This is a genomic window from Mycobacterium sp. MMS18-G62 (assembly GCF_053877835.1).
In genome coordinates, this window is record NZ_CM132662.1 from 5,405,010 (window position 1) to 5,427,839 (window position 22,830).

General features: G+C 65.8%; 19 protein-coding genes and 1 tRNA gene. 7 read left to right on the forward strand and 13 right to left on the reverse strand.

Annotated features, from left to right (window positions below; all coding sequences use genetic code 11):
- Position 1: 1 nt before the first annotated feature.
- The 3 genes from ACWW36_RS26930 to ACWW36_RS26940 form a co-directional block, all read right to left on the reverse strand.
- A complete protein-coding gene (locus tag ACWW36_RS26930) occupies positions 2–1,519 on the reverse strand; it encodes a TldD/PmbA family protein (RefSeq protein WP_456138983.1) in 1,518 nt (505 codons plus the stop codon).
- A 246-nt stretch (positions 1,520–1,765) separates the two neighbouring features.
- Positions 1,766–2,599 (reverse strand): CbiQ family ECF transporter T component, encoded by an 834-nt coding sequence (locus tag ACWW36_RS26935; RefSeq protein WP_456138984.1) that lies wholly within the window; start codon positions 2,597–2,599, stop codon positions 1,766–1,768.
- On the reverse strand, positions 2,596–4,659 hold the full coding sequence (locus ACWW36_RS26940) for an ABC transporter ATP-binding protein (protein ID WP_456138985.1): 2,064 nt from the start codon (positions 4,657–4,659) through the stop codon (positions 2,596–2,598). Before ACWW36_RS26940 ends, ACWW36_RS26935 begins: the two co-directional genes overlap by 4 nt.
- Before the next feature lie 106 nt (positions 4,660–4,765).
- On the opposite strand from ACWW36_RS26940, the gene ACWW36_RS26945 reads away from it, so the two are divergent.
- Entirely contained in the window at positions 4,766–5,203 is a 438-nt protein-coding gene (locus ACWW36_RS26945; RefSeq protein ID WP_456138986.1) for a MarR family winged helix-turn-helix transcriptional regulator, read from the forward strand.
- 23 nt (positions 5,204–5,226) lie between these two features.
- A complete protein-coding gene (locus ACWW36_RS26950) occupies positions 5,227–6,438 on the forward strand; it encodes an MFS transporter (protein ID WP_456138987.1) in 1,212 nt (403 codons plus the stop codon).
- Here ACWW36_RS26950 and ACWW36_RS26955 read toward each other — a convergent pair.
- Entirely contained in the window at positions 6,435–7,169 is a 735-nt protein-coding gene (locus ACWW36_RS26955) for a VIT1/CCC1 transporter family protein (protein ID WP_456138988.1), read from the reverse strand. The two genes, ACWW36_RS26950 and ACWW36_RS26955, sit on opposite strands and share 4 nt — an antisense overlap.
- Positions 7,170–7,268: 99 nt before the next feature.
- Between ACWW36_RS26955 and ACWW36_RS26960 the strand changes: the two genes are divergently transcribed.
- A complete protein-coding gene (locus ACWW36_RS26960) occupies positions 7,269–9,191 on the forward strand; it encodes an acyl-CoA dehydrogenase family protein (RefSeq protein WP_456138989.1) in 1,923 nt (640 codons plus the stop codon).
- A 6-nt stretch (positions 9,192–9,197) separates the two neighbouring features.
- On the opposite strand, the gene ACWW36_RS26965 is transcribed toward ACWW36_RS26960, so the two are convergent.
- The 4 genes from ACWW36_RS26965 to ACWW36_RS26980 form a co-directional block, all read right to left on the reverse strand.
- Positions 9,198–9,674, reverse strand: coding sequence for an LppP/LprE family lipoprotein (locus ACWW36_RS26965; protein ID WP_456138990.1), 477 nt, complete (start codon positions 9,672–9,674; stop codon positions 9,198–9,200).
- Between the two features lie 75 nt (positions 9,675–9,749).
- Positions 9,750–10,139: a nuclear transport factor 2 family protein gene (locus ACWW36_RS26970; RefSeq protein WP_456138991.1), complete on the reverse strand. Its 390-nt coding sequence runs from the start codon at positions 10,137–10,139 to the stop codon at positions 9,750–9,752.
- A 206-nt stretch (positions 10,140–10,345) separates the two neighbouring features.
- Positions 10,346–13,084 carry a M4 family metallopeptidase gene (locus ACWW36_RS26975; protein WP_456138992.1) on the reverse strand — a complete coding sequence of 913 codons (2,739 nt, stop codon included), beginning with the start codon at positions 13,082–13,084 and terminating at the stop codon, positions 10,346–10,348.
- Positions 13,085–14,067: 983 nt separating this feature from the next.
- Positions 14,068–14,140, reverse strand: a tRNA-Asn gene (locus tag ACWW36_RS26980).
- 150 nt (positions 14,141–14,290) lie between these two features.
- On the opposite strand from ACWW36_RS26980, the gene ACWW36_RS26985 reads away from it, so the two are divergent.
- Positions 14,291–14,542, forward strand: coding sequence for a hypothetical protein (locus ACWW36_RS26985; RefSeq protein ID WP_456138993.1), 252 nt, complete (start codon positions 14,291–14,293; stop codon positions 14,540–14,542).
- A 6-nt stretch (positions 14,543–14,548) separates the two neighbouring features.
- Here the strand turns inward: ACWW36_RS26985 and ACWW36_RS26990 are convergent, their stop codons facing one another.
- Genes ACWW36_RS26990 through ACWW36_RS27000 form a run of 3 tightly spaced genes read right to left on the reverse strand, consistent with a single transcriptional unit; the run spans position 14,549 to position 18,130 of the window.
- Complete coding sequence (locus ACWW36_RS26990; RefSeq protein ID WP_456138994.1) at positions 14,549–14,881, reverse strand: DUF7155 family protein; 333 nt, start codon at positions 14,879–14,881, stop codon at positions 14,549–14,551.
- Between the two features lie 16 nt (positions 14,882–14,897).
- On the reverse strand, positions 14,898–16,808 hold the full coding sequence (dnaG, locus tag ACWW36_RS26995) for a DNA primase (protein ID WP_456138995.1): 1,911 nt from the start codon (positions 16,806–16,808) through the stop codon (positions 14,898–14,900).
- Between the two features lie 29 nt (positions 16,809–16,837).
- Positions 16,838–18,130, reverse strand: coding sequence for a deoxyguanosinetriphosphate triphosphohydrolase (locus tag ACWW36_RS27000; RefSeq protein WP_456138996.1), 1,293 nt, complete (start codon positions 18,128–18,130; stop codon positions 16,838–16,840).
- Here ACWW36_RS27000 and ACWW36_RS27005 point away from each other — a divergent pair.
- On the forward strand, positions 18,129–20,129 hold the full coding sequence (locus ACWW36_RS27005) for a TPM domain-containing protein (protein WP_456138997.1): 2,001 nt from the start codon (positions 18,129–18,131) through the stop codon (positions 20,127–20,129). The genes ACWW36_RS27000 and ACWW36_RS27005 overlap by 2 nt on opposite strands.
- 61 nt (positions 20,130–20,190) lie before the next feature.
- On the opposite strand, the gene ACWW36_RS27010 is transcribed toward ACWW36_RS27005, so the two are convergent.
- Positions 20,191–21,606: a glycine--tRNA ligase gene (locus ACWW36_RS27010; RefSeq protein WP_456142641.1), complete on the reverse strand. Its 1,416-nt coding sequence runs from the start codon at positions 21,604–21,606 to the stop codon at positions 20,191–20,193.
- A gap of 39 nt (positions 21,607–21,645) precedes the next feature.
- On the opposite strand from ACWW36_RS27010, the gene ACWW36_RS27015 reads away from it, so the two are divergent.
- Together ACWW36_RS27015 and ACWW36_RS27020 are read left to right on the forward strand one after the other, a co-directional pair.
- Positions 21,646–22,005, forward strand: a complete 360-nt coding sequence (locus ACWW36_RS27015) for an ArsR/SmtB family transcription factor (protein WP_456138998.1) — start codon at positions 21,646–21,648, stop codon at positions 22,003–22,005.
- Between the two features lie 11 nt (positions 22,006–22,016).
- Positions 22,017–22,436: a Fur family transcriptional regulator gene (locus tag ACWW36_RS27020; RefSeq protein ID WP_456142642.1), complete on the forward strand. Its 420-nt coding sequence runs from the start codon at positions 22,017–22,019 to the stop codon at positions 22,434–22,436.
- Here ACWW36_RS27020 and ACWW36_RS27025 read toward each other — a convergent pair.
- Positions 22,425–22,829: a hypothetical protein gene (locus ACWW36_RS27025; RefSeq protein ID WP_456142643.1), complete on the reverse strand. Its 405-nt coding sequence runs from the start codon at positions 22,827–22,829 to the stop codon at positions 22,425–22,427. The two genes, ACWW36_RS27020 and ACWW36_RS27025, sit on opposite strands and share 12 nt — an antisense overlap.
- Position 22,830 lies beyond the last annotated feature (1 nt).

Sequence of the window (22,830 nt, forward strand, 5' to 3'; positions counted from 1 at the left end):
ATTACCGCCCCGCCTCGGTGCGCGTGTTGAGCACATTGACACCGCGGAACAGCGCCGACGGGCAGCCGTGGCTCACCGCGGCGACCTGGCCGGGCTGGGCCTTGCCGCAGTTGAAGGCGCCACCGAGCCGCCAGGTCGACGGCCCACCAACGGCTTCCAGCGAGCCCCAGAAGTCCGTCGTCGTGGCCTGGTACGCGACATCTCGCACCTGGCCGTCCAGCCGGCCGTCGCGAATCCGGAAGAACCGCTGCCCGGTGAACTGGAAGTTGTAGCGCTGCATGTCGATTGACCACGATTTGTCGCCAACCACATACAGACCGTCCTCGACGCGGGCGATTAGATCCTCGGTGCTGAGGTCATCGACTCCGGGCTGCAGCGAGACGTTGGCCATCCGCTGAATCGGCACATGATGCGCCGAGTCGGCATACGAGCAGCCGTTAGACCGGGCTACCCCCAGCCGCGGCGCGAACACCCGGTCCAGCTGATAGCCGACGAAGAGGCCGTCGCGCACTAGATCCCAGCTTTGCGCCCGGACGCCCTCGTCATCGAAACCCACAGTCGCCAAACCATATTCGACAGTCCGGTCCGCCGTCACGTTCATCATCGGCGAGCCGTAACGCATGGTTCCCAGCTTGTCCGGCGTCGCGAACGATGTGCCCGCGTAGGCGGCCTCATAGCCGATCGCACGGTCGTACTCGGTGGCGTGGCCGATCGATTCGTGAATCGTCAGCCACAGATTGGACGGGTCGATCACCAGGTCCGTCGGGCCGGCCTCCACCGAAGGCGCCTTGGCTTTTTCGGCGAGCAGCGACGGCAGTTGCGCCAGCTCGTCGGTCCAGTTCCATACGTCGTCGCCCGCGGCGTACTCCCAGCCCCGCGCGGTCGGCGGTGCCAGCGTGCGCATCGACTCGAAGGTTCCCGCCGCGGCGTCGACCGTCACGGCCTCCAAAGTCGGTTGGATTCGCACCCGCTGCTGGGTGATCGTCGATCCGAAAGTGTCGGCGTAAAACGTCTGCTCTTTCGCCGCGTGCAGGGCGGTCGAAACGTGGTCCACGCCGTCGGCGGCCAACAGCCGTCCTGAGTACTCCTGGAGAATCGCGATCTTGTCGGCCTGCGGCACCCCGAACGGGTCGACCCGGTAGTCGGAGACCCAGCTGACATCGGAGTAGACGGGCTCGGCGGCCAGCTCGATGCGTTCGGCATTCAGCGGCGCCAGCGTCGTGGCGACAGCCACGGCCCGGCGAGCAGTGTCGGCCGCTACACCCGTATCCAGCTCTGCGTGCGAAGCGAAGCCCCACGTGCCGTCGACGATCACCCGCACCGCGAGCCCGATCTCGCGGTTGACGACGGCGGTCTCCAGTTCGCCGTCGCGCAGCTGCACGATCTCCGTCGTGATGGCGTGGATGCGCAGATCGGCGTAGCTAGCCCCGGCGCCGACTGCGGCGGCCAACGCCGCGTCGGCCAGCTGATGGCGCGGCAGCTCAAGGAAATCGGCATCGACTCGGCGGTGCGCTGTCACGTCACCACCGTAACGGCGGGCCGGAAATCCGCAGCGCACGCCAGCAGGCATTTGTGCTGACAAAATTTGCTATTGACGCTATCGATAATTACGAGTAGGAATACCGACATCGGGTTCGTGAGGCAAGAAAACTCATGTGAGCTCGTACGACTTGGGAGGGGGAATGCCCGCCTAGCGAGCGGCAACGTAACGCTGCTTGCCACCTTCGGCGTGTTGTCGCTTGCTAGGTGGGCGCAATCTCCTCGACTAACTGGTTCCCAGCAGAGTCAATTCCAGCGCCAAAGCCGCTGCGCACACCACCACGACGATCGAAAGCGCCAGCCAGTCAATGCGTTTGGGCCGAGACGGCGCCGCCGAGATCTGGCCGGCACCGCCGCGGGCCGTGATCGCATCGCCCATTTCATCGGCCCGCCGAAGCGCCACCGTGATGGCCGCCGCAAGCAGGTCTATGAGCTCGATCGCCCACCTGCGCCGACGCGCCCTTCTGGTAGCGGGCACCTGTTTGGGGCGAAGCCTGCGGGCCGCATAGAGCACTCGGAACTCGTCGATCAGCATCGGGAATGCACGCAGCGCCAAAGCCAGAGTCACCGCCCAGTCGTCGACGGGTATCCGTAACAGCCGCAGCGGTCGTCCCAATGTCGCTACCGCCGGGGCGATTTCGGCGACGTTGGTGGTCCACGACACCATCGCGCCGAGCCCGAGCAAGACGATCGACAACACCGTGATGCGCAGGAAGTACAACAGTCCGCCCAGTCCAACTTCGACCGAGCCGATGTCGATGACGGGACTGCCTCCCGCGAACGTCGCTGTGACCCCCCCGAGGATCATCAGGAACCACAGCCAGCGCGGCACCGACGGCAGCACGCCGCGCGGTATCCGGGCCAGTCGTGCGGTGACCAACACCAGCGCAGCCACAAAGCCGATCGGGATCCAGCCCGGGTAGTAGGTCAGCAACACGCCGATACCCGCCACCACGATGAGTTTCGTTCCGGCCCACAACTCGTGAACCACACTGTTGCCAGGCACCGGCCGCAGCAGCACGACCGGCTTGCGCTGCCGTTGGGTCGCCGGCGCGGTCACGACATCCCTCCCGCGGTCGTCGGCGCCGGTTCAAGCATGCCGTCGTGCAGATTCAGGGTGCGCGGGCATACATCTTCGAGTCCCGAAAAGTCATGGGAGATCACGACGATGGTCAGTCCGGCGCGGCGGCGCAGGTCTTCCAGCAATCGCAGGAGGCCCCGCTGGCTCGACGCGTCCAGACCCGCAAGCGGCTCGTCGAGAATGAGCGCACGCGGCGAGCGCGCGAGCAGCCCGGCCAGCACCACGCGGCGCATCTGCCCTCCGCTGAGCTGATCGATGCGCCGCTTCGCCAGGCCGGGATCGAGGCCGACGGTCGCCAATGCCGCGACCACCCGGCCATGCTCGCGAGGCGAAAACCCTGCTGCCGAAGCGATTTCCCGGTCAACGTGACTTCGCATCAGCTGCAGCCGTGCGGCTTGAAACGAAATAGCCACTCCGCCAACTTGATCAGACACAGGCGTGCCGTCGAGCAAGCACTCACCGGCCGTCGGGACCGTGAGGCCCGCCATGATCCACGCCAGCGTCGACTTGCCCGATCCGTTCAGGCCGTGGATCAACACGCCGTCGCCCTCGTGCACGCTGAAGGTGATGTCGCGCAAAGCTGTTTTCGCCCAGGGCGTTCCGCTGCCATATTCGTGGCTGACACGGTCCAGTTCGAGCACCGGCTTCTCGGCGGTGTGCCCGGGTGCAACCGTGGCGGACGGCGCCGAAGCGGTCTCCACCATCTCGGTGTTGTCGGCGGCACCGCCATTGCCCGTCAGGTTGATGGTGTGATCGGCGGCGTCGGCCTCGGTGTTGTAGTGGGTGATGTGCACCAATGACATTTGGTGGTGCTGAGTCAGACCTGACAGCACCGACATCAGCGCGTCACGTCCGTCCTGATCGACCATGCTGGTGACCTCGTCGGCGATGAGCAGCGACGGCTCTCGCGCCAACGCCGCTGCCACCGCGAGCCGTTGCAACTCGCCGCCGGACAGTGCGCCGGTGTCACGTTCGGCCAACCCGTCCAGACCGACCTCGGTGAGCAGCTGGTGCACATCGGTCGTCGTACCTGGCGGCAGCCCCCATACGACGTCGTCGGCGACCCGCGTGCCAAGCACCTGGCTCTCAGGGTGCTGCATGATCACCGCCGTGCCACCGAGGCGGCCGAGCCCGACGGCACCGGGCCGTTCGATGGTGCCCGAGCTGGGTTCGCGGCCCGCCAACATCAACATCAGCGTGGTCTTGCCGGAGCCGTTGGCGCCGGTCACCGCGAGGTGCTCGCCGGGCTGGATGCGCAACGACACCGGGCCGAGCGCGTCGCGGTCGGCTTTCGGGTAGCGGAAGCGGACCTCGTCCAGCAGGGCAGGCACTGGCCCGATCGGCTCGGTGTCGGTCGACAATTCGAGCTTGTGCACGTCGGGGATGCCGAGCAGCCGCGACATGACACGTGACAACGCCCACCAGCCGATGAGACTGACCATGGTGATGGACACCACCGACATGCCGAAGAACAGATAAGGCCAGTAGTTCAGCGCGGTGGCGAAGTCGTGCTTGAGCCGGTCGGCGACGGGCTGCATATCCGGAATGCGGGCGATGATCGCGGCCACGCCCTTGACGTTGGCGCTCACCGATTCGAAGAGCAGATGGCGCAGCCGAACGAAAACGGCCAGGGCCGCAACCGTGACCAGTCCGAAAGCCGCACCGGCGGCCAGCGCGCTGACGAAGACCGTCGGGGTGCCGTGTCCGCGCCGCTTGACGATTCCGGTCAGCCCGCCGATGTAGGCACAGTTCACGACCGTCATGAATCCGCCCATGCCGGCGATCAAGAACGCGATGATGCCGCCTGCAACCGTCGCGGCGATCAACACGCGCAGGCGGTAGCGGTAAGCGAGCAGCCCCATCGGCACCGTGCCCAGCACCGACAGCCCCGCCGCGAACGGGACGACGACGGCGATGATCGCTGTTGCCGCGCAAAGGGCGGCCATCACCGAGGCTTGTGCAAGTTCGACCGGTTGCAGCCGACGGCTCGCGCCTACCGGATGTCGCCCGCCAAGCGGCTCCGGCCCGGTCACACTCATTTCTCGATTCTGCCAGCCGCCACCTGAGAGCCCACTTGTCCACGCTGTGACCGGCGACACGCCGCGTCGTTTGATACGCATAGTGAACCTATGTAATTATGGGGTCATGTCCCCGACACTCGGTGCAGATCTGCTTTCCGTGGTGGCCCGCATCAATCGAATGGCCACTCAACGGGTTCGGATGCCGCTTGGCTTTGCCCAAGCACGGCTGCTGTCCACGATCGAGGACCAGGGAGCGGCGCGAATCTCCGACCTCGCCGCCCTCGACCACTGCTCGCAACCCACCATGACGACTCAGGTTCGCCGTCTGGAAGACGCCGGCCTGGTGTCGCGCACCATCGACCCCGAGGATGCGCGGGCAGTGCTGATCCGCATCACCCCGAAGGGCGTCGACACTTTGAGGCAGGTCCGTGTCGACCGCGGCGCGGCCATCGACCCGTATCTGGAGCGGCTTGATGCTGCGGACCGGCAGACGCTGAGCGACGCCGTGCGCGTGCTGCGTCGCCTTCTTGAGGATGCGGCCGCCCCCGCCCCCACCAAATAATCGAAAAGGAGTAGCCGCACCGTATGTGGCGCCAACCCAAGGCCGTTTGGGCCGTTGCCTTTGCGTGCGTCGTCGCGTTCATGGGCATCGGCCTCGTCGACCCGATCCTGAAGCCGATCGCCGATAACCTCAACGCGTCGCCGTCCCAGGTGTCGCTGCTGTTCACCAGTTATATGGCGGTGATGGGCGTCGCCATGCTCATCACCGGCGTGGTGGCCAGCCGAATCGGCGCCAAGCGCACACTGCTGCTGGGCCTTGTGGTGATCATCGCGGGCGCCGGCCTCGCCGGCATGTCCGACACCGTGATGGGAATCGTTGGCTGGCGGGCACTGTGGGGCCTTGGCAACGCGCTGTTCATCGCGACCGCACTGGCCACCATCGTCAGCTCTGCACGCGGCTCGGTGGCCCAGGCGATCATCCTCTACGAGGCCGCACTGGGCCTGGGCATCGCCGTCGGGCCGTTGGTCGGCGGCGTGCTCGGCTCGATCTCATGGCGCGGCCCGTTCTTCGGCGTCTCGGCACTGATGGCATTCGCGCTCGTCGTCACCGCGATCCTGCTGCCGTCCACACCGCGCGCCGAGCGCGCGACGACGCTGGCCGACCCGTTCCGCGCGTTACGGCACCGCGGTCTGCTCGGCGTCGCAATCACCGCTCTGTTGTACAACTTTGGCTTCTTCACGCTGCTGGCGTTCACACCGTTTCCGCTCGACATGAGCGCGCATCAGATCGGCCTGATCTTCTTCGGCTGGGGTCTGGCGCTGGCGTTCACGTCGGTGGTCGTCGCGCCGCGGCTGCAGCACCGCTTCGGCACCGTGCCCACGCTATTGGTCAACCTGCTGGCGATGACGGCGACGCTGGCAGTGATGGCCGTCGGAACGGACCACAAAGCCGTGCTCGCGACATGTGTGGTCGTGGCGGGCCTCTTCATCGGCATCAACAACACATTGATCACCGAGACGGTGATGAAGGCGGCACCCGTCGAGCGAGGTGTTGCCTCGGCGGCCTACAGCTTCGTGCGGTTCGCGGGCGCGGCGCTGGCGCCGTGGCTGGCAGGCGTGCTCGGCGAGCACGTGAGCGTGCACCTGCCGTTCTGGGTCGGCGCGGCGGCCGTGCTGCTCGGCGCGGGCGTGCTTCTGGCCACCCGGGGGCATCTGGTCGGCATCGATGTCGAGGAGTCCGAGCTCGACGAGCTCACCGAGCAGGCGACCGCCGTCACCGTCGGGAGCGACAGCTAGCTGGTTACGGTGCCGATGAGACTGCCGACGGCATAAGTGGCCGCGATCGCGACAGCGCCAAATGCCAACTGCCGCAACGCTGCCCACCACATCGGCTTGATGGTGAACCGGGCGGAGGCACCACCGGCGATGAGCAGGCCAACTCCGCCGAAGAGCAGCCCGAACCACAGCGATTCCCAGCCGATCAGATACGGGATCAGCGGGATGATTGCGCCGATCGCGAACATCACGAACGACGAGCCTGCCGCCACCCATGGTGACGGCTTCTCCTCAGGATTCACGCCCAGTTCCTGTGCCACATGGACGTTGAGCGCCCGCTCTTCGTCTTCGTGAATTTCCTCGGAAGCCTTCTCCGCAGTTTCGGGAGACATGCCCATCTCCACGAGCATCCACACGAGTTCGGTCTTCTCCGCCTCGGGTTGCTTGCTCAACGCGCGGCGCTCCAAGCGCACCTCCGCATCGATCTGCTCGTTCGCGGTGGTGACCGACGTGTACTCGCCCAGCGCCATCGAGAACGCGCCGGCCAGCAGTCCCGCGACGCCGCTGAGCACAACAGTGTGGGCGTTCGCGCTGGCCGCGACACCCGCAATCAGCGCGGTGTTGCTGACCAGACCGTCCATCGCGCCGAACGTCGCGGCACGCAACCAGCCGCCGGATACATCGGAGTGCCGATGGCCCGGGATATGCGGCAAGCCGGTCGGCGATACCGGCGCCTCCTCTGACTCGGTCATACCGAGATTCAACGCTACGAGTTTCGGCTGGTCTAGCGAGGATTGGCTACGTTTGCCAGATCACAGTTTGCGCGGGCGCGCCGCGGGCTACCGTCGGGTATGACCACCACTGCGGAGCATCTACGCAACACGCTGGACGGCCGTTGGCGCGATGTGAAGAACAGGATGCGCCAAGAACTCTCCACCGAGGTCTTCCGCCCGCATTACACCCCGAACACCGTCATCGCCCGCACCAAAGTGGCCGAGCAGCTGAAGATCATGGCCGCGGCGGGCGCCGCCGAGGACGGGTTCAAGAAGGAGCACGGCGGCAACGGCGACGTCGGCGCCGCGATCGCGCAGATCGAGATGCTCGCGATGTCGGACCTGTCGCTGATGGTCAAGGCGGGTGTGCAGTGGGGACTGTTCGGCGGCGCGATCGAGAATCTCGGCACCGAGCGCCACCACGAGGCGTATGTGCGTCGGATCATCAGCTTGGATCTGCTCGGTTGCTTCGCGATGACCGAGACCGGCCACGGCAGTGACGTGCAGTCGATCGAAACGACCGCGACCTATGACCCGGCAACGCAGGAGTTCGTCATCGACTCCCCCACCCGAACCGCCCGCAAGGACTACATCGGCGGTGCCGCCGAAACTGCCACTGTGGCAGCGGTATTCGCCCAGCTGATAACGCCTGACGGGGTGGGCCACGGTGTGCACTGCTTCGTCGTGCCGATCCGCGACGAGGAGGGCAACGACCTGCCCGGCGTGACCACGTCGGACTGCCACTACAAGGGCGGGCTGCCCGGCGTGGACAACGGCCGGATTCAGTTCGACCACGTTCGCGTTCCCCGCGAAAACCTGCTCAACAAGTACGCCGACGTCGCCGAGGACGGTACGTATTCCTCGCCGATCGAAAACCCCAACCGGCGGTTCTTCACAATGCTCGGCACGCTCATTCGTGGCCGGGTCACCGTGGGCGGCAGCGCAGGCGCGGCAGGCCGGGTAGCGCTGGACATTGCGACGCGATATGCATTGGGGCGCAGGCAGTTCAAGGCACCCGATGACGACGGTGAGGTGCTGCTGATGGACTATCTGGTGCATCAGCGACGGTTGTTCCCGTTGATCGCGCGGTCGTATGCGCTGCAGTTCGCGCAGAACGAACTGGTGGCCAAGACCCACGACCTGCAGACGGCCGAAGACCCCGATCCCGAGGAGCAGCGGGAACTGGAGTCACGTGCCGCCGGGCTGAAGGCCGCCAACACGTGGCATGCCACCCGCGCGATCCAAGAAGCCCGCGAAGCATGCGGCGGCGCAGGCTATCTGGCCGAAAACCGGTTGATCGCATTGCGTGCCGACACCGACGTGTTCACCACGTTCGAGGGCGACAACCACGTGCTCACGCAGCTGGTGGCCAAAGAGCTGCTGACCGCCTACGCCGACGACATCAAGGGCATGAGCCCGGTGGAGTGGGTGCGGTTTGCGGCCAACTTCGCCGGCACGCGGGTGATGAAACGCACTGCGGCAGAGGCGATCATGCAGACGATCCTCGACACCCGGCAGGACAACGAGGAAGAGGGCAGCCTGTTCAACCGCGGTACTCAAGTCAAGATGTTCGAGGACCGCGAGGAGTACATGATTTCCACCGTGGCCCGCCGGCTGCAGGGCAAGTCGAAGGAGATGTCGGCGTTCGAGGCGTTCAACTCTGTGCAGGATCATGTGTTGCACGCCGCGCAGTCGCACATCGACCGCGTCATCCTGGAAGCGTTCGTGGCCGGTATCGATTCATGCGAGGACGACGAGGCGCGCAAGATCCTCGAGATGGTGTGCGACCTGTACGCGCTGTCGGTGATGGAGGACGACAAGGCGTGGTTCATCGAGCATCGATTCCTGTCGACCGAACGCGCCAAGGCCGTCACGCGTGGAATCAACGAGCGCTGCCGCACGCTGCGGCCGTATGCCGAGACGCTGGTCGACGGGTTCGGCATTCCCGAGCAGCTGCGCTACGCCGAAATGCTGCATCCGGAGAACATCCCCGACGAGTAAGCGCGACTAGCCGTTCGGGATCGGGTCGAGCGCCTTGAGCTTGCCGTCCTCGATCTTGAAGCGGACCGTGGCGATGCCCGTCGGGCAGCATGCGGGTTCTTGGCCTTGACGCCATTGGTACTGCACCGCCGCGGTGTCATTACCCATCGCCGTGATGGTGATGTAGGGCCGAGGGTTCGGGGTCGCTGTCCCGATCGGCGACTTGCGGTCGAAGAACAACACCTGCTGTGGGCTGTCCGACGCGTCGCCCGAGGTGACGACGACCCAGTGCAGACTGCAGTCGGCGGTGTGTCCGCTGACCACCTCCATCCACTGCGCGGCGGGCAGCTTGGCGATCTCTGCGGCGACGGTGTCTGCACTCGGACCGTCTGCCGGCGTGCAGGCAGCCGAACTGGTGGGCGGTGGACTGGGCGGACTCCATCCGCAGCCAGCCCCAATCAGGCCCAGGGTCAGCAGAACTGCGATCAACCGGAAAGGGCGCATGGCCCCGAGCTTACGGACGGCGCGAAAGCAGTCGGCCCGCCACCGGACGATGACGGGCCGACCGGGAAGGGCTGACTAGCCGGCCGCGAGTTGCTTCTTGCCGAACACGCGTTCCGTCAGCGCTGTGTCTCCGTGTATCCGTACAGATACGGTCTTGCCGTCGCGAAGGGTGAACACGTCGGCGTCCTCGCCCGATTCGCCGCCGGCGGACACCTCGGTGATCGCGACAACCGTGTCGCCCTCGGCGATGAGTTGGTTGAGCTTGACTGTCAGACCCTTCTCGGCCATTCGCCCGAAGTGCTCCATGACCTCGGTCTTGCCGTGGAACGTGCCGCTGATCGCGCTGTTGCCCGGTTGCACCCATTCGATGTCGTCGTCGAACAGGCCCATCACCGTGTCAAGGTCGCCGGAGGAGAATGCTTCGTAACCCCTCTTGATGACTTCTTTGTTGTCTTGCTCGGACATCTCGTTCCCCCTTGTGTGCGCATCCGATACTTGGGCCGCGGTAGGCGTGGCCAGTCGTGGGAGACGCGCAGCGCGGCTCCCTGATCAGTCAGACCGTTCGCCGCCTCGTCGATTATCGGCTTTGGGTCGCGGCGATAAACGCAATCAGCACAAATAGATTGGCGCTGTTGACTATGCAAACAGAAATGGTTGCGCAGTCAGAGACTTCAGATCAAGACCGTGATGCCGGTAGGGATTCCGACATCATCGAATGCGCGGTTGATCGCATCGAGCTGGGCCGCGGTGAAGCCCAACGTGTCGGCCGAGTCGAGGACGGCGGCCCGGCCATCGGCGAACGTGGCGCCCGGGCTCAGCCGGTACAGCGCGTGGTAGAAGACCCTCGCCCACGTCTGCTGCGAGATCGAAGATGTAGCCGCATCGGTCATCATCTCGTAGGCGGCGTGGCTGAAGATCGTGCTGTTGACATGTTCGCCGCCGTCGTCTCCGGTACCGGTGTAGCGGGTGGCGTACGTCTCGCGATACGGCCCGTACGACGTCGTGATCGTCGACGGATCGGCGAGGTTGCGTATCGGCCCGCCGGGGAAGTGCGAATCCTCGCCGATCAACCAGCGGCCGGTGCCGGACTTGCCTTCGACCAGACTGCCAAGGATGTCGGCGAGGGCCTCGTTGAGCGCCCCGGATTCCCCGTAGTCAAGGACGGAGCCGCCGTCGCCGACGGCATAGCTCACGACGGCGTGGGTGTACTCATGCCCGACGACGTCGAGCGCGGCCTCGAGGTCGCCGCCGTTGCCGAAGACCAATTGTTGCTTCGTCGGATCCCAGAACGCGTTGTTGAAGCCGCTGAAGTAGTCCCACCAGGCGGCGTGCGGGTTGTACTCGATGCTGACGTTGATCGCTGCACCGATGCCGTTGAAGGACGTCAGGCCAAGCACGTTCTTGTAGTAGTCGTAGACCGCGGCCGCGTTGGCTTGCGCAGAGACCGCCGACGCGTCCCAGCCGAACCAGCCCGGGTTGACGATGTTTCCGGGCAGAACCGGCGGACCCCATCCGAAGAATTGATACGAAGTCCAGTACGTCGCGAGGTTTCGGGTGGTGTCGCTGAGCGCGGATGTGTGGAAGAAGAACCACACGGTGGTGTCCTCGACGTTGATCTGTCGGGTCTGGCCCAGCACGTCGCGAGCGGTTGTGGTGGTCGACAGCGGTTGCACGTTGGGCGTGTCAACGATCACGCTGCCGGCCTCGGCGCCGTTGGCGTAGATGAAGTAGGTGGCACCAGGGTCAGGATCGGTCAGTCCGAGAGACTGCGAGATGGTGGTCGGTTCGACGATGACCCGCCATGCCAGCCTCGGCGCCGCGCTGGAGTCGAGCGCGTAGACCACGAGTTCAGGATCGAACGTCGATGCGGCGATGAACGCCGCGACGGCCGTGCGGTCGGTCTGCCCGGTCGTCGAGGCCAGATAGGCCGCCGCTGCCACCCCGACCGCCTCGGCCGAGTTGTCAAGGCGTGCATCGGGCGTCAAGTCGGTGCTGGCGACACGGTCGTCGTGGTTGTTGAAAACACCGGTAACGGCGCCCTTGGCGTCGGTCACTACGATCACGTCGCTGCCCAAAACCGTTATGCCGTCAATAGTTTCGTGTAGACGATAGATCGTCTCAGCGACGTCGCCAGGCGTCGTGCCGACGTGTTGGATCGTGATGTTGTCGGGATTGACGAAGCCCGCGGCAGCGCCAAGGAGAGGAGCCAGCCCGTTGAGTAGCTGGGCCGCCTCGGCCGTGGTGCGGATGGCCTTGTCGGTTATCGCGGCGGGCGAGACGGTGACGGTGACCGTCGCCGAGGTCGGCCCGTCTTGGCCGATGAGACCGAGCAGTCCGTGGATGTGCAGCGGGTTGCCGACGGTGTCGTCGACGGTGATGGTGAAGCTGTCGGTGCCACCGGTTGCCGCCCACGCGGAATCGGGTGTGTAGGTGAAGGATCCAGATTTGTCGACGACGAGCGTGCCGTGCTCGGGTGCGCGCGACACCGCGTAGGTGAGGTTCGTGTCGTCGTAGTCGGTGGCGTTGACGCTGCCGGTGTAGACGCCGTCGGGCCCCTGGCTTGACAGTGTGGGCTGTGCGAACGGTCGCTGGTTGTTCACCCTGTACGCGGCCTCGCGCACCGCCAGCCACAGCCCGGCAATCAGATCAGGAACCGGGGCGCCGCCGGGGATGCGCAGGCCGTTGGCCAGGTCGCCGCCCCACCCCATCCAGGTCAACACATCGGCGACCATGCTGCCGACGGTCACCGGCGCGGCGGTAGCTGGCTGTGCGGCAACGGTTTTCGCTACCGGCTGGGCGGTGGCCTGGGTAGTCGACGGAACTGTCACAGAAACGGTGGCCGGGGCCGCGGCGCTGACCGCGGCCGTTGCGGCGGAGCGGACGGACACGGTCTGCGCAGTGACGTCGGCAGCGGTCTCGGTGTGACTGGTCGGCGTTTTCGACTCGGAGTCCGATGAGATGGCCTCGTGCGAACCGCCTGACTTGGCCGTCGTCTCGACCTCGGGCGGCGTGTCTTTCGAGCCGGATCCTGTTGCAGTTCTTGCACTTTGGGTGTTCGCCTCGGCTGGCTGCTCCGACTTCTTTTCCGTCTCGGTGGCGGAAGTCGTGCTGTCCCCGGTGTTCTGTTGGGCTGACACCGTCGACGTGGGGGCCGTCGACGAGGACGACGTCGAAGAGGTCGTCGAACCGGACGTCCCAGTCGCCATGGTGGTGGCCCCGGTGTCGGCGGTCTCGGTTGTGGCCGAGCCGTCGGCGTTGGTCGACTGTGCGGAATCGGTCGTGTCTGTCGGTGACGCGGCGGCGACGCCCTGTCCGGCGGTGACGGCGGCGCCGAGGCCGACGGTCAGTGCGCCGACGCGAAGCCACTGTGCCCAATCCCCTGCGGGCTGGCGGCGATGCCGAGCGACCAACGTCGTCCCCCCTAGGTGCGCTGCACTGTGAGCGGCAAATTACCAGGAGTTGACCCAAGAATATTGTTGAACACGTCAATTTATATCGAACAATTTCGTAAAAGATTTCGAAACGGGCCTTTGAAATGTATGGAGATGCTTACTCCCCCGGCCGACTCGAACCCGCCAATCCGGCTGATTGACGACTTGTCCTGACCTCGCCCGACACCCCAGCGAGACAGAGTTCGCCGCGCAGGCTGCCGCGTTGTTTGCGGATTACCGGACCGCTCCCGCTGTACGAGATAGCGAAGCTGCCGCCGCCGGGTGAGCCGGTGGTTGTCAGCACCTAGCATCCGGTGTGGCGGGCCGTGGCCCCGAATCAGGTGGGGAACAATTCACTCCCCACCGTTACGTCAGTTCAGCGGGCCACCCGAACGAGTCCGGGCCCGGTAAGCCGTGGGGATCTTGGATGGCGGGCCGAGAAATAGGTGAGACGCCTGCAACTGCGATTGGGCTCCACGGATTCCAAGAATTCGCCAAGGCGTCTGCCGCATGGTTGCGACAACCACGAAACCTCAAGCGAGGACGGAAAACCATGAGCTACAACATGAAGACGATCGCCGCTGGGGCGATGCTCTCGGCCGGTGTCGCGGTGGCCGGGTTGGTCCTGGGCGCAGGTACCGCCTATGCAGATCCTGGCTTAATAGAGCCGGTTGGGCCGTACCAGTGGTGCCCGGGGGGACGACCCACAACCCTCGATTGGGACCAGAGCATCTGCCACACGTTCTGGATCGTGGCCCGCGGGCACGGCAACGTTGACGGTACTGCCGTTGTCAGTGACGGTGCGCCCCTTGACAACGTCTGGGAGGGGCCCAATCCGCCGCGGGTACCTGAAGGGCCGTGCTTCGCCATGTGGCTTCCGGCCCCTTGCCCCAACGGCTGACGGGATAGCACGAATAGTTAAGGTCAGACCAGAAAACCGGCCTGACCTGCAAATATTGTTGCTCCCCCGGCTGGACTCGAACCAGCAACCCTTCGGTTAACAGCCGAATGCTCTGCCAATTGAGCTACAGGGGATTGCTCTGCCGCGACCGTAATTGTGCCGCGGGCCGAGGCATGACTCTAGCGTACGTGCGGTTCACGTTGCCAATACGCCGCCGCCCGGCGCGGACCCCGGCGGGTGAGGCAGGATGGAACCCAATCGCACCGTCGTCTGGGAGGGGCCCTGTGATCCGGTATCTCGTCGTACTGGCTGTTGGTTACGTCTTGGGTTCGAAGGCGGGCAGGCGCCGATATGACCAGATCGCCGGAACGTACAAGGCGGTAACCGAAAGTCCGGCCGCCAAGGCCGTTATCGACGCGGGACGGCGCAAGATCGCCGACCGGGTGTCACCCGACCCGGCCCTTGTCACGCTGACGCCAATCGACTCCGACACCACAGTTCTGGCGCCGGAGTCGGCTGCGGAAAAGCGGGGCTAGCGGCTGCTAGCCGATGCCCTGATTGATCGTGGTGCCGGGGAACAGCGGCCCGGTGCTGATACCGGAATTAGGGCTGTTGCCGCCGTTGTAAATCGGCGTACCAACGTAGACAGGCTGGCCGTTGGAGTACGACAGGCACTTGCCGTCTTCCTTGTTGCCGAACCATGCCAGGCAGGCGGGCTGGGCGCTGATCTGAGGAGCGTCGACCGTGAGAGCTGCGTAAAGCGGGGCGGCGATAGCGGCAGCCGCGAACGCGCCCGCGATCAGCCGAGTTCGGTTGGATTTCCGGCTGGACACAAGCCTCCCTCTCCGTACGGACCCCGACAGCCCATACACCATAACCTGCTTAGAGTATTTACGCAGTAAGGTCGTCGCCGCTGGCCTGTTCGAGCAGGCTGCGGCGGTAGGCCTCCATCGCCACCAGGTCACCGAACAACGCGTGGTATTCGTCGCCCTGTTCCACCGGTGACATGCGCTGCAGTTTGGACTTCACCTCGGCGATCTGGCGGCCGACCCACACCTCCTGTAGCCGCGCCAGCACTCCGCCGATGTAGCGCGGCAGCCTTTCGTCGTCGACGTTGATGGCCTCCACGCCGAGTTCGTTGACCAGGCCCGCGGCCGCCGGCGATGCGGTCTGGTCGCGCACCGCTTCGATCCATTGGGCGCCCGAATGGCCCGCCGCCGTCCCACCGGCCGCTTCGATGGCCGCCCTGACCGCGGAGTAGCCCGGATGCGTGAAGCTCTCCACCGTCAGCGAGTCGAACACCGGCCCGGCGACGACCGGGTACTGCAGCGCCGACTTGAGCGCCTCCCGCTGCGGCCACAGCGTCGGATCGGCCGGGTCGGGCCGGGCTACCGTCGCCTTCTGCGCGTGCGGCCGCGTCGTATCCGTCGCCGCGGTCCGCCGTTTGCTTCGGTCGGGCATGCCCCGCTTCTGCGCCTCCTCGCGCACGCGGCTGATGACCTGGGCGACGTCCGCCCAGCCCACCCATCCGGCCAACCGGCGGGCGTACTCGTCGCGCAACATGCTGTCTTTGATTCCGGCCACCATGGGCACACACCGGCGCAGCGCCGACACTCTGCCTTCCGCGGCGTCCAGGTCGTGGTCGGCAAGCGCCGTGCGAATTGCAAACTCGAACAACGGTGTCCGCCGCGCCACCAGGTCTCGCAGTGCGCCGTCGCCGGATTTCAACCGCAGATCGCAGGGGTCCATCCCCTCGTCCGCCACGGCGACGAAGGACTGCCCGGCCAGGTTCTGTTCACCTTCGAACGCCTTGACCGCCGCGGCGCGTCCGGCCGCGTCGCCGTCGAACACGTAGATCAGCTCGCCGCGAAAGAAGTTGTCGTCCATCATGAGTCGCCGCAGCATCGACAGATGCTCGTCGCCGAACGCGGTGCCGCACGAGGCGACGGCGGTGGTCACGCCGGCCAGGTGCATGGCCATCACGTCGGTGTAGCCCTCGACCACCACCGCCTGATGCCCCTTGGCGATGTCGCGCTTGGCCAGATCGAGCCCGAACAGCACCGCCGACTTCTTGTACAGCACCGTCTCCGGGGTATTGATGTATTTCGCTTCCATCGTGTCGTCGTCGAAGATGCGTCGCGCCCCGAACCCGATCACCTCGCCGCCGGCCGCCCGGATCGGCCACAGCAGCCTGCGATGGAAGCGGTCCATCGGGCCCCGGCGCCCTTCGCGCGACAGCCCGGCCGCTTCGAGCTCCTTGAACTCAAATCCCTTGCGCAGCAAATGTTTTGTCAGTGAATCCCAGCCCGACGGCGCAAACCCGCAACCGAAGTGTGCGGCCACATCGGCGTCGAAGTTCCGGTCGAGCAGGTACTGCCGCGCAGGCGCAGCCTCCTCGGTTCGAAGGGCCTGCGCGTAGAACTCCTGCGCGGCGGCGTTGGCGGCCAGCAGCCGGCTGCGGCTGCCACGGTCGCGCTGCACGTTCGTCGCACTCGCACCGGTGTAGGTGACGGTGTAGCCGACGCGGTCGGCGAGCAGTTCGACGGCCTCGACGAAGCTGACGTGCTCGATTTTCTGCACGAACGCGTAGACGTCGCCGCCTTCGCCGCAGCCGAAGCAGTGGAAGTGGCCGTGGTTGGGCCGCACGTGAAACGACGGCGACTTCTCGTCGTGGAACGGGCACAACCCCTTCAGCGAATCGGCACCGGCGCGGCGCAACTGCACGTAATCGCCGACGACGTCCTCGATGTGGATGCGTTCACGAATGGCCGCGATATCGCGATCAGGGATGCGGCCGGCCACCGGCTCAGTCTAGGCGCGCGCCGCGCCGGCTAAGCGGGTTCCAGACGCTCGAGCCGGCCCTCGGTGAACGACGCGATCTGGTCGACAACGACCCGCAGACGGGCTCCGTCGTCGCCGGCTTCGTTGAACGACGGGACGAAGATCGGGTCGAGCGTCGCCGGCGCTCCGGCCAGCAGCCACTGTGCGACACGGTGGATGCGCTCACGCTGCTGAGCCTGAAGGTCCAGGTGCCGCGGGTCGGACATGATGAACTGCAGCGCCAGGATCTTCAGCACCGCGACCTCGGCCCGCACCAGTTGCGGCACCCGCAGTTCGGCTTGGTAGCGCACCAACGGACCGGGTCCTGCTTCCTCGCGGGTAGCGGCGATCGCGGCCGACGCGAAGCGACCCACCAATTCGCTGGTCAGCCTTTTCAGCGCGACGGAGGCGGCCAGCGTGGCGTCGTACTTGCCGACGGCCGCCACCACGGGCAGGTTGGACAGCCGTTCGGCGGCGGCCACCAGGTCGTCGGCGCCCAGGCCGGCGCCCATGCCGCTGGACTCCCCGAGCCGGCCGAGCACCGCGGCCGCATCGTCGTCGGCGAGCACCCTCATGTCGATGCGGCCAGAGACCACACCGTCCTCGACGTCGTGTACCGAGTAGGCGACGTCGTCGGCCCAGTCCATCACCTGAGCCTCGAGGCACGGCCGGTCCGCCGGCGCTCCGGAGCGCACCCATTCGGCTGCGGCGGCGTCGTCGAAGTAGAACCCGAATTTGCGCGTCCGCCCGCCGCGTCGCCATGGGTATTTCGTCACCGCGTCCAGTGCGGCTCGGGTGAGGTTCAGCCCTGCGCTGCGGTCATGGGGTCCAAGAACTTTCGGCTCGAGTCGGGTGAGGATGCGAAAGTTCTGCGCATTGCCCTCGAAGCCGCCATGCTCGGCCGCCACTTCGTCGAGGGCCCGTTCGCCGTTGTGGCCGTAGGGCGGGTGCCCGATGTCGTGGGCAAGGCCGGCAAGGTCGACGAGGTCGGGATCGCAGCCCAGCCCGATGGCCATGCCGCGGCCGATCTGCGCCACCTCCAGCGAGTGGGTCAGTCGCGTGCGGGGTGTCTCGCTTTGGCGGGGGCCGACCACCTGTGTCTTGTCGGCCAGCCTGCGCAACGCGGCACTGTGCAGCACGCGTGCCCGGTCACGGGCGAAGTCGGTGCGGTGTTCAGCGGCAGTGCCCGGCAGGGCGGCACCCTTGGGCGGTTCGACCACCAAACGCTGCCGGTCGAACTCGTCGTATGGATCACCAATCACAGCCACCGGTGCACAGTCTGCCAGTACTACATTGTGGGCCATGCGCATCGCTCGTTTGCTCGGCCTCGTGCTGGCGGTACTGACAGTCGGCGTCCTGCTGGCGCCGACCGCTGCTGCTAAACCGCCGTTCCGGTTACCGAGTTACGTCAACGACGACGCGCGCGTGCTCAGCAAGTCGGAGTTCAGCGACGTCGAGCAGGCGGTCGACAAGCTGTACAACAACCGGCACATCCGGTTGTGGGTCGTCTACGTCGACACCTTCTCCGGTAAGAGCGCCGTCACATGGGCCCAGGAGACGAAGAGTTTCAGCGATATCAGCGGCCAGGATGCGATTCTCGCCGTCGCCACCGAGGAACGCTCGTATGCGTTCCTGCCGCCCACCACCGCTTCGGGTGGCTTCGACGTCACGTCGCTGCGCACCAACGAGATCGAACCCAAACTGCACCAGAACGATTGGGCCGGTGCGGCCATTGCCGCAGCAGACGGTCTCAACGGGACGACGACGTCCGGTGGCTCGGGCTTCACCTGGTTCGGGTTCCTCGTCGCGTTCGGAGTGCTCGCGCTGGCCATCCTGTTGCTGTGGCTGTGGACTCGGCGCCGCCGCCGCAAGCGGCGCGAGGCAGAGTTCGCGGCTGCACGCCGCGCCGATCCGGCGGATCCGAACTCGTTGGCCGCGGTATCACTCGACGCCCTCGACGATCTGTCGAAGTCGATCGTCGTCGAGGTGGACAACGCGGTGCGGACCAGCGAGAACGAATTGGGTTTGGCCGTCGAAGAATTCGGCCCCGAGCAGACCGCGCCGTTCAGCAAGGCCGTCACGAATGCGAAAACCACGCTGGCGCAAGCGTTCAACGTGCGCCAGATTCTCGACGACGCGATACCGGAGTCACCGCAGCAGCGGCGCGACCTGCTGACCCGCGTCGTCGTCGCCGCAGCCAAGGCCGACCGTGAGCTCGATGCCCAAACGGAGGCGTTCAACCAGCTGCGAGATCTGGTGATCAACGCCCCATCCCGGTTGGACACGCTCACGCAGCAGATGGTCGAACTGACCGCCCGCGTCGGGCCGTCCGAACAAGCACTGGCGGCGCTGCACAGCCAGTTTTCCGATTCGGCGTTGGCGTCGGTGGCGGGCAACGTCGAAGCCGCCAAGCAGCGATTGGCATTTGCCGATCAGAACATCACCAATGCGCGCACGCTGGTCGCGCGACCGGCAGATCGCCAGAGTGGACTCATCGACAGTATTCGAGGAGCGGAATCGGCTCTGGGACAAGCTCGTACGCTGCTCGACGCGGTTGACAGCGCAGGGACGGACATCCACAGCGCGGCGGCCAGGCTGCCCGCGGCCATCGCAGACCTGCAGAATGGAATAAACCAGGCGGGCGGTCAGCTTGCGCAAGGTGCCGTAGGGCGCGCAGCCGAACTGAGTGCCGCGCGCGACGCTGCTGTCAAGGCGGTGTCGAACGCGCAGAGCGCCGGGACATCCGATCCCCTTGGCACATTCACGCAATTGACCCATGCCGATGCCGAACTCGACCGGCTGCTCGCCGAGGTTTCCGAGGAGCGTGAGGCCGCCGAACGGCTCAGTCGAACGTTCGACCAGGCGTTGTTCACCGCACAGTCACGGGTGCGGGCGGTATCCGACTACATCGACACGCGACGCGGCAGCGTCGGTCCCGAGGCGCGCACCCGGCTGGCAGAGGCTGTGCGCCAACTTCAAGCAGCCATCGACACCAAGTCGGCCGACCTCAACGAAGCCATCGCGCATGCGAACGGCGCCGCGACGCTGGCCAACCAGGCGCAATCGATGGCCAACGCCGATGTGACTGCGGCGCAACGGAGTTACACGTCGCGGTATGGCGGCGGCGGCGGTTCCAATATGGGTGCGGTGCTCGGCGGCATCATCATCGGCAACGTGCTGAGTGGTGCGCTGCGCGGGGGCTTCGGAGGCGGATTCGGAGGCGGCTGGGGCTCCGGCGGTTTCGGCGGCTCAGGCGGCGGCGGTGGCGGCGGTTGGGGCGGTGGCGGCGGCGGCCGGTTCTAGCTCGGAGGAGAAGCACCTCCTTTTGTGGAGCGTCAGCATATGTTGACGCCCCACAAAAGCATCAGCAGCCCTTCAGCCGCGCCGCCAGATAGTCGCTGACCCCGTCGATCGCGACGCGGTCCTGCGTCATGTCGTCGCGTTCGCGGATTGTGACCGCGTGGTCCTCAAGCGTGTCGAAGTCGACCGTCACACAGAACGGCGTGCCGATCTCGTCCTGGCGGCGATACCGCCTGCCGATCGCGCCGGCATCGTCGAATTCGACGTTCCAGCACTTGCGCAACTCGGCGGCCAGGTCCCGCGCCTTCGGTGACAAATCGGCATGCCGCGACAGCGGCAACACCGCGGCCTTCACGGGCGCCAAGCGCGGGTCCAGCCGCAGCACCGTGCGCTTGTCCACACCGCCCTTGGCGTTCGGCGCCTCGTCCTCGGCGTACGCGTCGATCAGAAACGCCATGAACGAACGGGTCAGCCCCGCCGCCGGCTCGATCACGTACGGCACGTAGCGGGTGTCGCTGGCCTGGTCGTAGTAGGACAGGTCGGCGCCGGAATGCTTTGAATGCGTGGACAAGTCGAAGTCGGTGCGGTTGGCGACGCCCTCGAGTTCGCCCCACGGATTGCCCTGGAAGCCGAACTTGTACTCGATGTCGACAGTACGGTCCGAGTAGTGCGACAGCTTGTCCTTCGGATGCTCGAACAGCCGCAGGTTGTCACGGTCGATACCAAGATCGACATACCACTGCAGCCGCTCGTCGATCCAATATTGGTGCCATTCCCGGGCGCTCGACGGCTCGACGAAAAACTCCATCTCCATCTGCTCGAACTCACGCGTGCGGAAGATGAAGTTACCGGGGGTGATCTCGTTGCGGAAACTCTTGCCAGTCTGGGCAATTCCGAACGGCGGCTTGCGGCGCGCCGTGGTCACCACGTTCGCGAAGTTGACGAAGATGCCCTGCGCCGTTTCTGGCCGCAGATAGTGCAGACCCTCCTCGGTCTCGATCGGCCCTAGATACGTCTTGAGCATCATGTTGAAGTCGCGCGGCTCGGTCCACTCACCCTTGGTGCCGCAGTCCGGGCAGACGATTTCGGACATCGGCACCGAGTCGGGATCGTCCAGACCCTTCTTCGCGGCGTAACCCTCTTGCAGATGGTCCTGCCGATGCCGCTTATGGCAATTCAGGCATTCGACCAGCGGGTCGTTGAACACCTCGACGTGACCAGAGGCGATCCACACCTCGCGCGGCAAGATGATTGCGCTGTCGAGGCCGACGACGTCGTCGCGGCTTGTGACGACCGACCGCCACCACTGCCGCTTGATGTTCTCCTTGAGCTCCACACCGAGCGGTCCGAAGTCCCACGCCGACCTCGTGCCGCCGTATATCTCGCCGGACTGGTACACGAGCCCACGGCGCTTGGCCAGGTTCGCAACGGTATCGATGATGGACGCCACGGGTGAACAGCCTAACGACACTCGACGCATCGTTGACATGCGCGGTCACGCATGTATTCTGGCGCCATAATGAAAACGGTTTCCACTTTGGTTGATTCGGAGCCACACGACCACAGCGGCGCGCCCCCGCCGGAGCTTCCGCCGCGCGACGTCCTCGACACCGCGGGTGACCTCTTGCGCGCCCTCGCCGCCCCCGTGCGCATCGCGATCGTCCTGCAGCTGCGCGAATCGGCACGCTGCGTGCACGAGATCGTCGACGCGTTGGCTGTGCCCCAACCACTGGTCAGCCAGCATCTGCGGATCCTCAAGTCCGCCGGCGTCGTCGCAGGCGAGCGCTCGGGCCGTGAAGTGATGTACCGGCTCGTCGACCACCACCTCGCCGACATCGTGCTGGCTGCCGTCACCCACGCGGCCGAGGGCGGCGAGTGAACGCTGCGGAGATAGCAGGTCGCCGGTCGAGCGGCTCCGGGGTGCGCGCCACCCGGCAACGCGCCGCGATCTCATCGCTGCTCGAAAACCTCGACGACTTCCGGTCTGCGCAAGAGCTGCATGACGAACTGCGCCGCCGCGGCGAGGGAATCGGCCTGACCACCGTGTACCGCACGCTGCAGTCGATGGCCACCAACGGTCTCGTCGACACTCTGCGCACCGACACCGGCGAGTCCGTCTACCGCCGATGCTCCGACGACCACCATCACCATCTGGTGTGCCGCGCCTGCGGCTCGACCGTCGAGATCCAGGGCGGCCACGTCGAAAAGTGGGCCGCCGAAGTCGCGCGCGAGCACGGCTTTTCCGACGTCAGCCACACCATCGAGATCTTCGGCGTTTGCGGCGACTGCACCAAGGCGTCAGGCAAGTAGGGCGCGGCGCACATCGGCGCCGGTGGCCAGCACCATCAGAATCAGCGTGCGCAGCGCATCGTCGGTAAGGCCGCCGGCGGGAAAGTTGTAGCGCAGCAACACATCTGCTGTCTTCTTGGCATTGCCCTTGGTGGCGATCTTCTCGACCAGCGACACCGTGCCGAGCAGTGTGTCAGAAGCCTGCTTCGCGACCTTCGCGCGAATCTTGCTGTCCAACGGCAGATCCCACACCAGTACTTGCGTGAGCGACACCATGTCCAGACCCTCGCCGATCGTCACGACGCGCAGCGACGCGAACGTCTCGTCGTGGTGCACGGTGACCGCGCCGTCCTCTTCGTGCTGCGTCGGCAGGATCTCGTCGAGGACGACAACGAGCCGCTCCGCGAGGAACATC

What these genes read in the sequence shown, in the direction of transcription:
- ACWW36_RS26940 (WP_456138985.1), bottom strand. Translation starts at nt 4,659, where the DNA reads ATGAGTGTGACCGGGCCGGAGCCGCTTGGCGGGCGACATCCGGTAGGC.
- ACWW36_RS26945 (WP_456138986.1), top strand. Translation starts at nt 4,766, where the DNA reads ATGTCCCCGACACTCGGTGCAGATCTGCTTTCCGTGGTGGCCCGCATC.
- ACWW36_RS26950 (WP_456138987.1), top strand. Translation starts at nt 5,227, where the DNA reads ATGTGGCGCCAACCCAAGGCCGTTTGGGCCGTTGCCTTTGCGTGCGTC.
- ACWW36_RS26955 (WP_456138988.1), bottom strand. Translation starts at nt 7,169, where the DNA reads ATGACCGAGTCAGAGGAGGCGCCGGTATCGCCGACCGGCTTGCCGCAT.
- ACWW36_RS26960 (WP_456138989.1), top strand. Translation starts at nt 7,269, where the DNA reads ATGACCACCACTGCGGAGCATCTACGCAACACGCTGGACGGCCGTTGG.
- ACWW36_RS26965 (WP_456138990.1), bottom strand. Translation starts at nt 9,674, where the DNA reads ATGCGCCCTTTCCGGTTGATCGCAGTTCTGCTGACCCTGGGCCTGATT.
- ACWW36_RS26970 (WP_456138991.1), bottom strand. Translation starts at nt 10,139, where the DNA reads ATGTCCGAGCAAGACAACAAAGAAGTCATCAAGAGGGGTTACGAAGCA.
- ACWW36_RS26990 (WP_456138994.1), bottom strand. Translation starts at nt 14,881, where the DNA reads ATGGTGTATGGGCTGTCGGGGTCCGTACGGAGAGGGAGGCTTGTGTCC.
- ACWW36_RS27005 (WP_456138997.1), top strand. Translation starts at nt 18,129, where the DNA reads ATGCGCATCGCTCGTTTGCTCGGCCTCGTGCTGGCGGTACTGACAGTC.
- ACWW36_RS27000 (WP_456138996.1), bottom strand. Translation starts at nt 18,130, where the DNA reads ATGGCCCACAATGTAGTACTGGCAGACTGTGCACCGGTGGCTGTGATT.
- ACWW36_RS27010 (WP_456142641.1), bottom strand. Translation starts at nt 21,606, where the DNA reads ATGCGTCGAGTGTCGTTAGGCTGTTCACCCGTGGCGTCCATCATCGAT.
- ACWW36_RS27015 (WP_456138998.1), top strand. Translation starts at nt 21,646, where the DNA reads ATGAAAACGGTTTCCACTTTGGTTGATTCGGAGCCACACGACCACAGC.
- ACWW36_RS27025 (WP_456142643.1), bottom strand. Translation starts at nt 22,829, where the DNA reads ATGTTCCTCGCGGAGCGGCTCGTTGTCGTCCTCGACGAGATCCTGCCG.